General features: G+C 57.9%; 12 protein-coding genes. 1 reads left to right on the forward strand and 11 read right to left on the reverse strand.

What is annotated here, in order from left to right; translation table 11 throughout:
• Positions 1-7: 7 nt before the first annotated feature.
• The 11 genes from Q1L34_RS00305 to Q1L34_RS00355 all read right to left on the reverse strand — a co-directional run bounded on the left by Q1L34_RS00305 (position 8) and on the right by Q1L34_RS00355 (position 12,103).
• The gene (locus Q1L34_RS00305) at positions 8-298 is read right to left on the reverse strand and encodes a YicS family protein (protein ID WP_004869061.1); all 291 of its coding nucleotides are present in this window, start codon (positions 296-298) and stop codon (positions 8-10) included.
• A 93-nt stretch (positions 299-391) separates the two neighbouring features.
• Complete coding sequence (locus Q1L34_RS00310) at positions 392-1,294, reverse strand: EamA family transporter (RefSeq protein ID WP_015585496.1); 903 nt, start codon at positions 1,292-1,294, stop codon at positions 392-394.
• A gap of 115 nt (positions 1,295-1,409) precedes the next feature.
• Positions 1,410-1,718 (reverse strand): CcdB family protein, encoded by a 309-nt coding sequence (locus Q1L34_RS00315; RefSeq protein WP_048025274.1) that lies wholly within the window; start codon positions 1,716-1,718, stop codon positions 1,410-1,412.
• 2 nt (positions 1,719-1,720) lie between these two features.
• Positions 1,721-1,957, reverse strand: a complete 237-nt coding sequence (locus Q1L34_RS00320) for a type II toxin-antitoxin system CcdA family antitoxin (protein ID WP_004869059.1) — start codon at positions 1,955-1,957, stop codon at positions 1,721-1,723.
• A gap of 105 nt (positions 1,958-2,062) precedes the next feature.
• On the reverse strand, positions 2,063-3,496 hold the full coding sequence (murP, locus tag Q1L34_RS00325) for a PTS N-acetylmuramic acid transporter subunit IIBC (protein WP_004869058.1): 1,434 nt from the start codon (positions 3,494-3,496) through the stop codon (positions 2,063-2,065).
• A gap of 24 nt (positions 3,497-3,520) precedes the next feature.
• A complete protein-coding gene (murQ, locus tag Q1L34_RS00330; protein WP_044350979.1) occupies positions 3,521-4,423 on the reverse strand; it encodes an N-acetylmuramic acid 6-phosphate etherase in 903 nt (300 codons plus the stop codon).
• 164 nt (positions 4,424-4,587) lie between these two features.
• The gene (locus Q1L34_RS00335; protein ID WP_004869055.1) at positions 4,588-5,751 is read right to left on the reverse strand and encodes a multidrug effflux MFS transporter; all 1,164 of its coding nucleotides are present in this window, start codon (positions 5,749-5,751) and stop codon (positions 4,588-4,590) included.
• Between the two features lie 47 nt (positions 5,752-5,798).
• The gene (locus tag Q1L34_RS00340) at positions 5,799-7,163 is read right to left on the reverse strand and encodes an efflux transporter outer membrane subunit (RefSeq protein ID WP_032718423.1); all 1,365 of its coding nucleotides are present in this window, start codon (positions 7,161-7,163) and stop codon (positions 5,799-5,801) included.
• Positions 7,164-7,166: 3 nt separating this feature from the next.
• Positions 7,167-10,274, reverse strand: coding sequence for an efflux RND transporter permease subunit (locus Q1L34_RS00345; RefSeq protein ID WP_032718422.1), 3,108 nt, complete (start codon positions 10,272-10,274; stop codon positions 7,167-7,169).
• A complete protein-coding gene (locus tag Q1L34_RS00350; protein WP_004869049.1) occupies positions 10,274-11,398 on the reverse strand; it encodes an efflux RND transporter periplasmic adaptor subunit in 1,125 nt (374 codons plus the stop codon). The genes Q1L34_RS00345 and Q1L34_RS00350 overlap by 1 nt, the downstream gene beginning before the upstream one ends.
• A gap of 135 nt (positions 11,399-11,533) precedes the next feature.
• On the reverse strand, positions 11,534-12,103 hold the full coding sequence (locus tag Q1L34_RS00355) for a TetR/AcrR family transcriptional regulator (protein WP_004869046.1): 570 nt from the start codon (positions 12,101-12,103) through the stop codon (positions 11,534-11,536).
• 200 nt (positions 12,104-12,303) lie between these two features.
• On the opposite strand from Q1L34_RS00355, the gene Q1L34_RS00360 reads away from it, so the two are divergent.
• Positions 12,304-12,720, forward strand: coding sequence for a GNAT family N-acetyltransferase (locus Q1L34_RS00360; protein WP_075808132.1), 417 nt, complete (start codon positions 12,304-12,306; stop codon positions 12,718-12,720).
• The last annotated feature ends 17 nt before the right edge of the window (positions 12,721-12,737 follow it).

Here is a 12,737-nt window from a genome sequence, read left to right on the forward strand (position 1 = left end):
GAGGCGATTATGTTTCCGGGCAGCTGATTTTATCGATGGCTGCCTGATAACCCTTCTGGTTATTTCGCTCTTTCGCCAGCGTGGCTTCCCGGACATATTCCTGATTTGCCTGAGAGGCGAGGATTTTATTGGCAAAATCGGTATCGCTCAGGGTCGTTTTTGGTGCGCATTTCTCTTTCACCGCTTTCAACACCAGCTGCTTTTGTTGCTCGAACTGCAGGCTCTTCAGCGGTGATTCGGCCCAGGCCGCCGTCGCGCTGAGGGTGGTAACCAGGCACAATATCCAACACGCTTTCATGGTGCTTCTCCTCAAATAGTAGCTTCAGTCAACTATATGCGCAGGATGCGAAACACGCAAATTATCAGGAAGTTAAGTTGTTTAAAATCAGATCTATGCTACCCGAACCCGGCGTCGGGAATCCACGGCGATCAGCACCACGGAGGAAAGAATCAGCAGAGTACCGAGCCAGTCCGGTAGCGTAAAGGTGATGCCCAGTAGCATGAGCGACAGCAGCGCGCTGCTCAGCGGTTCGGCGCAGCTGAGAATCCCCGCTTTCGCGCCGCCAATTTTCTGTGCCCCGTTTAAATAGAGGCTGAAGGTCAGCGAAGTGCCGATCACCACCAGATAGAAGAAAGCCAGCAGCAGACGGCCATTGACCACAAAGTGGGTACCCTGGCCACCGTAGAACGGCAGCAGCATTGCCCCTCCCAGCAGCATACTCCAGCCGACGATCGGCAGGGTGCCGTATCGGGCGATGAGCGTTGACGGCCAGGTGGTGTAGAACGCGGCGGCAAATGCTGACGCCACTCCCCAGAGCAGCGCCGACGGCGAAATGGACAACGTGGTGGGATTGCCGTGGGTTACCAGCAGGAACGTGCCTGCCAGCGATGTCCCGATGGCGGCCAGCACCAGCGGCCCCGGTCGTGTTTTGCGGGCCAGCGCAAACCAGGCGACGATAATGGTCGGCGACAGGAACTGCAGCACCGTCGCGGTCGCGGCGTTCGATTTCTCGATGGTCATCAGGAAGGTGTACTGCACGGTCAGCGCGCCACACAGCGAGAAGAACAGCAGGCTGAAGGCATCTTTGCGGTTTTGCAGGACGCGGAAAATTTTGTCGCCGTGCACAAAGGAGAGCATCAGGAGAATCAGGCCAGCGAACAGCAGACGCGTCATGGTCAGAAACGGCGATGACATCTGGCTTTGCTGCATAATGTACTGTGCGCAAACGCCGGAACTGCCCCATAGCACCGCGGCTATCAATACGTTCAGCATCCCTTTTTTGCTGGAGCCCATCTTTTCCTCGAATGAAATAGCGCAAAGGACGCATCATAGCATGAGCCAGCGAGGAGCAACGGGCAGGAAATGGTAGTCGGGCAGCAAACTGCATGGGGCTTAGTGGCAGGAGAAGTTAAATCCCGTCAAAAAGAAAATCTATTGATGCTTTAACGACTTCACGTTGGTGATTGAGATGACAAACCTCTTCCCCCAGAACGCGTTGTGGGATGCTGGCGAGTTCGTGAGTCATCACGACGTATTCTTCCCCTTCTACGGTGACAACTGGTGTTAAACGATCGGCGCGCGGACCTTTGTAATTTCTCAGCGGGAATAGTGGGATCACGACCCGGGTATTGCGCATTCCAATAATGTCACTTTGTACATCAAGGAGATAAGGATACACAGTAATTCGACCGGTATTTTTATAAACGTAATACTGTATCGTTAAAACGTCCTGTATTCGTCAGAGAGAAGTCCATTTTCCTCTGTTAAATCATTGAGGTAGTCGATTGCCCTGGCATTTTCTTTTTGCCAGCGTGCCATTTCGATGCTGTGGATTTCGCTTTTTAGAGCGCTCGTCAACGTTTGAGAAAGATTGATGCCGATCTCACGAGCCTGTTTGACCAGTATAGGATCCAGCGTCACGCTGACATTCTGCTTATTGTGTTTTACGGCTGGCATGGGGAATCTCCAGGTGTTAGTAACACGTGTAGATTATACGGAAAAAAATAAACCCGCCATGTGGCGGGTTAAATAATGTACTCCCTGATATATCCGATCCGCGCGCTAGCTCAAATCGACGTTTTTGCTGCCGAACAGCCAGGTGCAGATGAAGCCGCACAGATAGGCCACCGCCAGACCTGCGGCGTAAACCGCCATGCCGGCGTAGATCCCGCTCGCGGAGGTCATCAGCGGTAGCGCCACGAGGCCAGAAGGGCCAAAGACCGTATTCAGCCCCACCGGCAGGCCCAGCCACGCGATCAGACCGAGGAAAAAGCCGCCGCAGGCACCGCCGATACAGGCGGTGATAAACGGCTTCATGCGTGGCAGGGTTACGCCATAAATCAGCGGTTCGCCGATACCGAGAAAGCCGGGAATGATCGCCCCTTTAATCTGGGTCCGCAGCATCGAGCCGTGCTTCGCCCGCCAGTACAGCGCCAGCGCGGCACCGACCTGCCCGGCCCCTGCCATCGCCAGAATCGGGAACAGCGAGTTAAATCCTTGCGCATCGACCAGCGCAAAATAGACTGGTACGAAGCCCTGATGGACGCCGAACATCACCGCCAGCAGGAACAGACCGGCGAGCACCGCGGAGCCAAACGGGTTGCCGTTGAGATGGAGGAACAGCCACGACATCCCGGTAAACAGCCAGCCGCCGATGGGCATAATCACCGTAAAGGTCACCGCGCCCATAATCAGCAGAGTGACTGCCGAGGTCAGGATCATATCGAGGTTGGCCGGCATCACGCGGCGTACCTGCTTTTCCACCCACGCACCGAGAATCGAGGCAATCAGCACGCCGATAATGTTGCCGCGCGGGTCGATGCCGTGACCGAAGAAGGTGGTGATGCCGGAGAAGAACCCGCTGGTGGCTTCGGGGTTATAGCCGAGGACGAACAGCGACGCGATAATGGCGCCGTTGACTCCGGAACCGCCAAACGCTTTCTGCGCGTTATAGCCAATCAGGATGCTCAGGAAGGTGAACATCCCCTTGCTGAAGACTTTCATGTAGCCGATTAGCGCTACCAGCGAGGCGCTGGGATGGGCGTTCTCCAGCACGAACATCTGTTCTGCCAGCGTCGCGAAGCCGAGCAGCAGGCCGACGGCGATAAAACCGGGAATCAGCGGGGTAAAAATAGTGGCGAATTTGGCAAGAAACTTCTGCACGCCGCTGGTTTGCTTGCTTTTCAGCGCCTGTTTTTTCTCTGCCGCCACCGCCGCCAGAGACGGCGCATCGGCCGGCGCCTCTTCCAGCAGTAGGTTCATCATTTCCGCGGCGGTTTGCGCTTTACCGGGGCCGAGCACCACCTGAAACTGCTCATCGCTGACGATAACCCCCATCACCCCTTCAATCTGGCGGATGGCGGCGCTATCGGCGAGCTGCTCGTCACGTAGGGTTAAACGCAGGCGGGTCATACAGTTCCCCGCCTGGGCGACGTTTCCGGCCCCGCCAACATGCGTAAGGATCCGCGCTATCATCTCTTTATTTATTTTTGCCATTGCACGTTACCTGGTTGTCGGCGCTTAGGTGTTGCTCAGCGCTTTGCGGATAAAACCGTTATTTTGCGCCAGCAGGGATTTTGCTTCTGCAGCGCTCAGATTCGCCAGCACCATAACAATGGCGGTTTTACAGTGGCGACCGCAGGCGTCCAGCGCGGCCTGCGCGGTGGCGCGATCGCAGTCGGTTGCTTCCATAACGATCGATACCTGACGCTCAATCAGCTTCGCGTTGGTCGCTTCAACGTCAACCATCAGGTTGCTGTAAACCTTACCAACCCGGATCATGGCGCCGGTGGAGATCATGTTCAGCACCAGCTTCTGCGCGGTTCCCGCCTTCAGACGGGTAGACCCGGTGACCACTTCCGGACCCACGACCGGGGTGATGGCTACATCGGCCAGACGGGCCATTTCACCATGCGGGTTACAGCTGACGATGGCGACAAAGGCGTTCTGGCTGTGGGCATACTCCATGGCGCCAATGACGTACGGCGTACGTCCGCTGGCGGCCAGGCCAACCAGCACATCGCGGTTGCTGAAGTTAAGATTTTGCAGGTCCAGGGCGCCCTGCGCTTTGTTGTCTTCGACGTTTTCGACGGCGCTCAGAATCGCTTTGTGGCCACCGGCAATCACCCCGACCACCTGCTCCGGACGGGTACCGAAAGTCGGTGGACATTCGCTGGCATCGAGGATCCCCAGGCGACCGGAGGTCCCGGCGCCAATGTAAATCAGGCGTCCGCCGGCTTGTATCGCCGCGGCCACTTTATCTACGACCTGAGCGATTTGCGGTAAATAGGGGGCGATCGCGTGGGCCACCTGCTGGTCTTCCTGGTTAATGACCGTCAGCATCTCGACGGTGGACAGGGTGTCTATATTGGCGCTATTGGCATTGCGGCGCTCGGTCAGCAGCGCGCTCAGGTCGATACTCATACACAAACCTCTTCAATCACAGTTAAGCCAGATTCTAAGGAATTAATTATTCCAATCATGTGAAGGTTATCACGATTAACACTCAACGGATAATAAGAGATTTGCAGGCAGGTCGGGAAGCGATGCAGTAATAAATTTGGAATATTTTATTACTGCATTCGTTCTTAACGGGTCGGGTGGTTTTTTTGCAGGCCGAAGAACAGGGCGATCAGATAGCTAATGGTCATCGCGAGGCTCATTTTCAACATCGTTTCACCACCGAGCCCGGCCAGCGGCGCGGCGATGCCGCCGCAGACAAACATCAGGGTCCCCATCAGTGCCGAGGCGGTACCCGACTGCGCACGGCTGACCTCGCTCATCGCTTTTGATCCGGCAACGGTGCTGATCCCGCTCATGAACGACACGGTGAAGAACAGGCCGATTAGCGCCGGCAGCGGCAGGTGTTGCCAGGCGAGAAGCAGGGTGATGACTGCGCAGAGCACCGCCAGACTCAGTCCCCCGCGCAGCAGCGTATCGGCGCTATAGCGGCGCGAGAGGCGGGAGAAGATCTGCGCGGCGATAATCAGTCCAATGCCGTTTACGCCGAACAGCAGACTGAACTGCAGGGCCGTCATGCCGTACTCGCTCTGAATCACGAACGACGACGAGCCGATGTATGAGAACAGCCCGGCCATCATAAAGGCCTGAATCAGGCAGTAGCGCATAAAGGGACGGTTTTTCAGCACCGGGCCGTCGCTTTGCTGCTGTGTCGCGGCCGGACTTTTACCCGGCAGCGTTTCGCGCAGTACCGTCAGGCTCAGGAGCAGCAGTACGCCGCCGATAGCGGCCATCGTCCAGAACAAAATTCGCCAGTCGAACGCGGTAATGATGTAGCCGCCAATCACCGGCGACACCACCGGGGCGATGCCGTTGACGGTCATCAACAGAGCGAAAAACTGGGTCAGCTGAGTGCCCTGATATTTATCGCGAGCAATCGATCGGGAGAGCACTGAACCGCCAGCCCCGGCAAAGCCCTGCAGAAAACGCCAGCCGATCAGCATATGAATATCGTAGGTCGCGGCGCACATCGCCGACGAAAAAATAAACAGCAGCAGCGAGAGCGCCAGCGGTTTTTTGCGCCCGATGCGGTCGCTCAGTGGACCAAAAAACAGCTGACCGAGACCAAGGCCAATCAGCGCTGCGGTCAGCGAGAGCTGGGTTTGCGTGCCGCTGGCGTTCAGCTGCTGGGTTATATCCGGCAGCGCGGGCAGATAGAAATCGGTGCACAGCGGGCCGATGGCGGTTAACAGACCGAGAATTAACGCCCAGGAGAGGGAGATGCGCGGCATAAAAACTCCTTTAGCATACCGGGCGTTGCCGCCCGGTTGATATTGATTTAGCTGGCGCCGCCTCCCAGCGACTGCCAGAGCGTGATGCGGTTTTCCAAATCGGTTTGTTGCAGAGAAATTAACGTGGCCTGCGCCGACCACAGCGTGCGCTGGGCGGTCAGGACCGACAGATAATCGCCAACGCCGGTCTGATATCGCTTCAGCGCAATGTCCAGCGACGTCTGCTCGGCGGCGACATATTGCCGCTGGGCATCCAGCTGTTCGCTCAGCGTTTCCCGGCGCGCCAGCGCATCGGCCACGTCTTTGAAGGCGCTCTGAATGCTTTTCTCATAGGTGGCGATCAGTCCTTTTTTCTCCGCTTCCGCATAGCGTAGCTGGGCCAGATTGCTGCCGCCGGTAAACAGCGGCAGACTGATCGATGGGGCGAACGACCACACCTGCATTCCGTGGCTGAACAGGGAAGAGAGCGCATCGCTGCCCACGCCAGCGCTGGCGGTCAGAGAGATAGTCGGGAAGAAGTTGGCCCGCGCCGCGCCGATATCCGCATTGGCGCTCTTCAGATTATGCTCTGCCTCCTGAATATCCGGGCGGCGGAGCAGCACCGACGAGGATACGCCGGCCGGTACCAGGCGAATGCTGTGGTCGCCGAGGCTTTCCAGGGTGCCGGGCAGCAGACTGTCGGGGACGGTTTCACCGGCCAGTAAATTGAGCGCATTTTTGTCCTGCGCCACCTGGGTGCGATAGCTGGCGACGCTGGCACGCGCCTGCTGGTAAACGCTTTCGGCATCGCTGAGGTCGCCCGCGGAAGCGGTGCCTACCGCCATCTGGCGGGCGACAATTTTGCGCGAGTTCTCAGCGCTGGCCAGGGTCTGCTGGGCCAGCGCCAGATTGCTGTTATCCGCTGCGAGCGTGACCCACGCGGTGGTCAGATCGGCAATCATCGTCAGGCGCGTATTCTGCGCGGTGTATTCGCTGGCAAGCCAGGTCTCCCGTGCCGCCCGCGATAAACTCTGATTCTTACCAAACAGATCCAGCTCGAAGCTGGAAACCGCACCGTCGGCCTCTGCGGATGAGGTGAGGCCGCTGGCGACGGTTTTACTGCGGGTATGGCTAAGTTCAGCATCAACGGTGGGGAACAGCGATGCGCGAGCTTCGCCATACTGCGCCCGAGCGGCCTCAATGTCGGCAATCGCTTTCTGCAGATCGCGGTTGCTGGTCAGCGCCATGCTGACCACTTTTTTCAGCCGCGCATCGTTGACAACCTGCTGCCAGCTGCCGACCACCGCAGTGGCTTCGCCATGAGCGCCAGGGAGCGTCGCGGGAACCGGCGCCGCCGGGCGGCTATAGTCCGGATCGAGGGAAACACAGCCTGCGGTCAGGAGCGCAACAAAAACCAGGGTCAAACGAAACATAACTTACTCCTGAGTAGGGCGTTGGCGGGTGAACAGACGCTTCACCAGCACAAAGAACAGGGGAACGAAGAACACCGCCAGCAGCGTGGCGGTCAGGGTGCCGCCGATAATACCGGTCCCGATCGCCACACGGCTGTTGGCGCCGGCGCCGGTCGCTACCGCCAGCGGCAGGACCCCGGCGACAAACGCCAGCGAGGTCATCACGATGGGGCGCAGACGGGTTTGCGCAGCGCGCAGTGCGGCACGTGACAGCGAGTAGCCCTCATCCACCGCCGCTTCGGCAAATTCAACGATCAGGATGGCGTTCTTCGACGACAGGCCGATGGTGGTCAACAGTGCGACCTGGAAGTAGACATCGTTACTCAGATCGCGCATCCACGCCGCCAGCGCGGCGCCGAGCAGGCCCAGCGGGATCACCATGATCACCGAGAAGGGGACCGACCAGCTTTCATACAGCGCGGCGAGACACAGGAACACCACCAGAATCGAGATGGCATACAGGCTCATGGCCTGCCCGCTGGCCAGCTTTTCCTGAAGCGACATGCCGCTCCACGCCCAGGTGGTGCCTGCCGGCAGGCTGTTGGCCAGCGCTTCCATTTTTTCCATAGCCACGCCGGAGCTGAAGCCGGAGGCATTTTCACCCTGGATTTCGAAGGCGGCGGAGCCGTTGTAGCGCACCAGGCTTTCCGGGCCATATTGCCAATGGGTGGTGGCAAAGGCGGAGAACGGCGTCATGCTGTCATTGCTGCTGCGTACGAACCATTTACCGAGATCGGACGGCACGGCGCGGGCGTCGCTTTCTCCCTGAATGTAAACCTTCTTCACGCGTCCGCGATCGATAAAGTCGTTCACGTAGGTGCCGCCCCAGGCGCTGGAGAGCGTGTCGGTGACATCGCTCAGCGACAGTCCCAGGGAAACGGCTTTGTCATTGTCGATATCGACCTGCAGCTGCGGCATTTGCGGCAGGTCGTTGGCGCGGACCGACTGGAGTTCCGGACTTTGACTGGCGGCCGCCAGCAGCTGGCTGCGCATTTTCATCAGGCTATCGCGATCGGTACCGCCGCTGGCCATCAGCTCAAAGGTAAAGCCGTTGCTCTGCCCCAGGCCGTCCACCGACGGTGGGGTCATGGCAAACAGCGAGGCGTCGCGAATGCTGCTCAGATCCTGGGTGGCGCGCAGGGCAATCGCCTGGGCGGTGTTCTCGGCGCCTTTACGTTCGGACCAGTTTTTCAGCGACACGAAGGCCATCCCGGCGTTTTGTCCGCTGCCGCTGAAGTTAAAGCCATCGACGGTGAAAATAACGTTGGTATTGGCTTTTTCTTTGCTGAGGAACCAGTCGGTCACCTGGCGACGTACTTCGGCGGTACGCACGGCGGTGGCGCCCGCCGGGAGGGTGTACTGGACCATGATTTCGCCCTGATCCTCTACCGGCAGGAAGCTCCCCGGCAGCTTCCACATCGCCAGCGCCATGGCGCCGCAAATCAGCACAAAGGCGCCCATCATCATGGCAGAACGGCGTAGCCCGCCGAGCACGCGATGCTGGTAGCCCTGTTCGGTACGGCCCCACAGACGGTTAAACGCCCCGAAGAATCCTGTGGTATGCGGTTTAGAGTGGGAGAGCAGCGCGCCGCACAGCGCCGGCGTTAAGGTGAGAGCCACCACCACCGACAGCATCATCGCCGAGATAATCGTCACCGAGAACTGGCGATAAATCACGCCGGTCGAGCCGCCAAAGAAGGCCATCGGTAAGAAGACTGCCGACAGCACCAGCGCAATCGCGATCAGCGCCCCGGAGATTTCTCCCATCGATTTTTCGGTGGCTTCGCGGGCGGGCAGGCCCTCGTCGCGCATAATACGCTCGACGTTTTCCACCACCACGATGGCATCATCCACCAGCAGGCCGATGGCCAGTACCATCGCAAACAGGGTCAGGGTGTTGATGGAGTAGCCGAACAGGGCCAGCACGCCAAAGGTCCCCAGCAGTACCACCGGCACCGCCACCGCCGGAATCAGCGTGGCGCGGAAATTTTGCAGGAACAGGTACATCACACAAACCACCAGAATGATGGCTTCAAACAGCGTTTGAATAACATCTTCAACCGAGATTTTAATGAACTCGGTGCTGTCTTTCGGATAGGCGATATCGTAGCCCTGCGGCATCTGACGCTGATATTCAGCAATTTTACTTTTCACGCGCGTGGCGGTATCCAGCGCGTTGGCGCCCGGGGCCATCATCACCGCGATACCGGCGGCCGGGTGGCCGTTGAGGTTTGACGTGGCGGTGTAATCTTCGCTGCCCATCTCAACACGAGCGACGTCGCCCAGCCGCACCACCGAGCCGTCTGACTTGCTCTTGACGATAATATTTTTGAACTGATCGACCGTTTGCAGCCGCGACTGGGCGCGGACGGTGGCGGTTAGCTGCTGCGCGCTGGATGATGGCAGCGCGCCGATTTTACCCGCGGAAATTTGCACGTTCTGCGCTTCAATCGCCGTTTGTACATCGGAAGGCATCAGCGCGTAGGAGGCCAGTTTCGTTGGATCCATCCAGATACGCATCGCGTATTCTGCGCCGAAAACGCGCAGGCTGCCGACGCCCTCAACGCGCGCCAGCGGGTCCTGCATGTTACTGACCAGCCAGTCGGAGATATCGGAGCTGGTGGCTTTGTTATTTTTATCGTACACCGCGAGGATCAGCAGGAAGTTACTTTGCGATTTCACTACCGTGACGCCGGACTGTTGCACCTCGCTCGGCAGACGCGATTCCGCCTGCTGGACCTTGTTCTGTACCTGCACCTGGGCGGTATCCGGGTCGGTCCCCTGCTCGAAGGTGACGGTAATATCTACCGAGCCGTCAGAGCTGCTGGTGGAGGTGAAATAGAGCAGGTTATCCAGCCCGGTCAGCTGTTGTTCAATGACCTGAGTGACGCTGTTTTCCAGGGTTTCCGCAGAGGCCCCGGTATAGGTGGCCGAGATTTTTACCGCCGGAGGGGCGACGTCAGGATATTGCGCCACCGGCAGCGTCCGGATGGCGAGCACCCCGGCGAGCATGATCAGAATGGCGATAACCCAGGCGAAAACCGGGCGGCGCACAAAGAAGCGGGAAAACATCAGGCGTTGCCTCCGTCATTGTTGACTTCGACGGCTTTGACCTGCTGACCCGCAGCGACTTTGCTGGTGCCTTCAACGATCAGCTTATCGCCGCTTTTCAGGCCGTTCACTACCAGCCATTTGTCGCCGTATGCGTCACCGGTTTCGACTTCCCGTTGTTCTACTTTGCTGTTGCCATCGACGACGAGCGCGGTGGCATTGCCTTTGGCATCACGGGTGATGCCCTGCTGCGGCGCCAGGATCGCGTCGTCCATCACCCCTTCATCGACGTGGGCGCGCACGAACATTCCCGGTAACAAGACATGCTGTGGGTTCGGGAAGACTGCGCGTAGCGTGACCGAGCCGGTGGATTCGTCCACCGCCACTTCGGTCAACGCCAGATGCCCTTTTTCGCTGTAGGTGCTGCCATCTTCCAGGGTCAGGGACACGCTAAGCGTATTGTCGTTGGTCGCCAGCGCTTGTTTGCGCAGGCGCAGCAGATCGACGCTGGAGCGAGTGAGATCGACATACATGGTGTCCAGCCCGCGGATCGTCGCCAGGGCGGTATCCTGGTCGGCGGAAACCAGTGCGCCGGGGGTGACGGAAGAGATCCCGATACGTCCGGCAATTGGCGCGGTAACGGTGGTCCAGTTCAGGTTAATACGCGCGCTCTCCAGCGCCGCCTTTTTCGACTCCACGCTGGCTTTGTCCTGATTACAGGTCGACAGCGCATCGTCGGCATCCTGACGAGATACGCCGTTGTCTTTGACCAGCGCCGCGTAGCGCTGAGCTTTCTGACAGTCGGATACCACCAGAGATTGCGCCTGCTTCAGGGCGGCGGCGGCTTCGTTATAGGCCGCGCGATAGCTGGACGGGTCGATTTGATACAGCGCCTGGCCGGCTTTCACCATATCGCCCTCGGTGAACAGGCGTTTTTGAATGATGCCGCCTACCTGCGGGCGCACTTCGGCGCTGAGTGAAGCCGTGGTACGACCGGTCAGTTCGCTGATCACCGACACGGGCTGGCTTTTCAGCGTGACAACGCCCACTTCCGGCGTCACCTGTGGCGGGGCTGATGTTTGGGCATTATCGCATCCGCTCAGGATGAATAAGGCCGCTGCGATGGGGAGCATGGTATATTTCATTATATTTTTCTCAGGATGAACGACGTCCTCCCTGCTAATTAAATAGCAGGGTTCAGGCCAGCTGATGACGCATTTCCGATAAACGGAAACGACAAAAAGGGAATTTAAAATTCCCTGTTTATTAATTGCAGTTAATTATTTATCCATTAGCAACATAGCGGTTATTTCCCGATAAAGTTTCTCGAGGACTTCTGGTGCCACCGTCTGTGGAACAAGACGCCGGTAAATCGTCCCTTCCATCATCACCGCGGTGATCTCAACGCAGCAGCGGATGCGTTCGTCGCTCAGATGCGGATGCGCTTTGCGTATATGCGCACAGGCGTTGGCAAACATGCGCTTGTCGGCTTCCACCATCATGGCGGCGATTTGCGGGTTGCGGGTCGCTTCGGCGGCCATTTCCAGCATCAGCGCGTCATCATCTTCATCCAGGGTCTGTCGCCAGGCGAGCAGCCGCGGAATTTGGTCGGTCTGCGTTTTTCCGTCCATCTCGGCAATACGATAATCGATGATGCGGCGGATCATTTCCGCGATGATGGCGTCTTTATTGGCGAAGTAGCGGTAGATTTGCCCGACGCTCAGCTTCGCTTCGCTGGCGACCTGGGCCATGCTGGCTCCGTGAAAACCATGACGACGAAAGCAGTGACGTGCGGCAGCGATGATTTCATCCTGCCGGATCTTTTGCCGGGCGGCCAGTGCGTTGCTCATGGTTTTCTCCGTGGGGTCATAAAGTGAGAATGATCATTCTCATTTTTCCTTCATTATACGTTTCCAGCGGATGATGGAAAGGTTTTTTTAATTAAAAATAAGCACGGAAAATTTAGACAAGAAATAATGGAGAAAATAAGTATTTTTTGTGAAAGTAAGCGCAGAGATATCTTCATAATATTGAATTAAGGAGAATACAGATGGCATTGATTATAACTAAAAGTATTAATCCCGCGGATCAGGAAGAGTTGCTGGCAGGATTACGTGAATACAACCTGCGCTATCTGGATGCGACGCAGTTTGCTGACCTGGGCGTGTACCTCCGTGATGACGCCGGGGTCATGCTGGGCGGTTTGATTGCCAACAGAAAGGCCAACTGGCTCTGTATTAAGTATTTGTGGGTCAGCGAAGCTTCGCGCGGCAGCGGGCTGGGCGGAGAACTGATGCGCGCGGCGGAAAAGCAGGCGCGCGACGAGGGCTGTCGCCATGTTCTGGTCGATACCTTCAGCTTCCAGGCCCTGCCGTTTTATCAAAAGCAGGGCTATCAGCTGCAGATGTCGCTCCCTGATTTTCCGCACGTCGGGATGGCGCGCCACTACCTGTCAAAAGCGCTGTAGCCCCGGCGGGCAGCCGA

The sequence above is a fragment of the Klebsiella ornithinolytica genome, assembly GCF_030505655.1.
In the GTDB taxonomy this organism is placed as follows: domain Bacteria; phylum Pseudomonadota; class Gammaproteobacteria; order Enterobacterales; family Enterobacteriaceae; genus Klebsiella; species Klebsiella ornithinolytica.

Coding starts and splice junctions, on each gene's coding strand:
- Q1L34_RS00305 (WP_004869061.1), bottom strand. CDS start 298: ATGAAAGCGTGTTGGATATTGTGCCTGGTTACCACCCTCAGCGCGACG.
- Q1L34_RS00310 (WP_015585496.1), bottom strand. CDS start 1,294: ATGGGCTCCAGCAAAAAAGGGATGCTGAACGTATTGATAGCCGCGGTG.
- Q1L34_RS00320 (WP_004869059.1), bottom strand. CDS start 1,957: ATGCCAGCCGTAAAACACAATAAGCAGAATGTCAGCGTGACGCTGGAT.
- murP (WP_004869058.1), bottom strand. CDS start 3,496: ATGGCAAAAATAAATAAAGAGATGATAGCGCGGATCCTTACGCATGTT.
- murQ (WP_044350979.1), bottom strand. CDS start 4,423: ATGAGTATCGACCTGAGCGCGCTGCTGACCGAGCGCCGCAATGCCAAT.
- Q1L34_RS00335 (WP_004869055.1), bottom strand. CDS start 5,751: ATGCCGCGCATCTCCCTCTCCTGGGCGTTAATTCTCGGTCTGTTAACC.
- Q1L34_RS00340 (WP_032718423.1), bottom strand. CDS start 7,163: ATGTTTCGTTTGACCCTGGTTTTTGTTGCGCTCCTGACCGCAGGCTGT.
- Q1L34_RS00345 (WP_032718422.1), bottom strand. CDS start 10,274: ATGTTTTCCCGCTTCTTTGTGCGCCGCCCGGTTTTCGCCTGGGTTATC.
- Q1L34_RS00350 (WP_004869049.1), bottom strand. CDS start 11,398: ATGAAATATACCATGCTCCCCATCGCAGCGGCCTTATTCATCCTGAGC.
- Q1L34_RS00355 (WP_004869046.1), bottom strand. CDS start 12,103: ATGAGCAACGCACTGGCCGCCCGGCAAAAGATCCGGCAGGATGAAATC.
- Q1L34_RS00360 (WP_075808132.1), top strand. CDS start 12,304: ATGGCATTGATTATAACTAAAAGTATTAATCCCGCGGATCAGGAAGAG.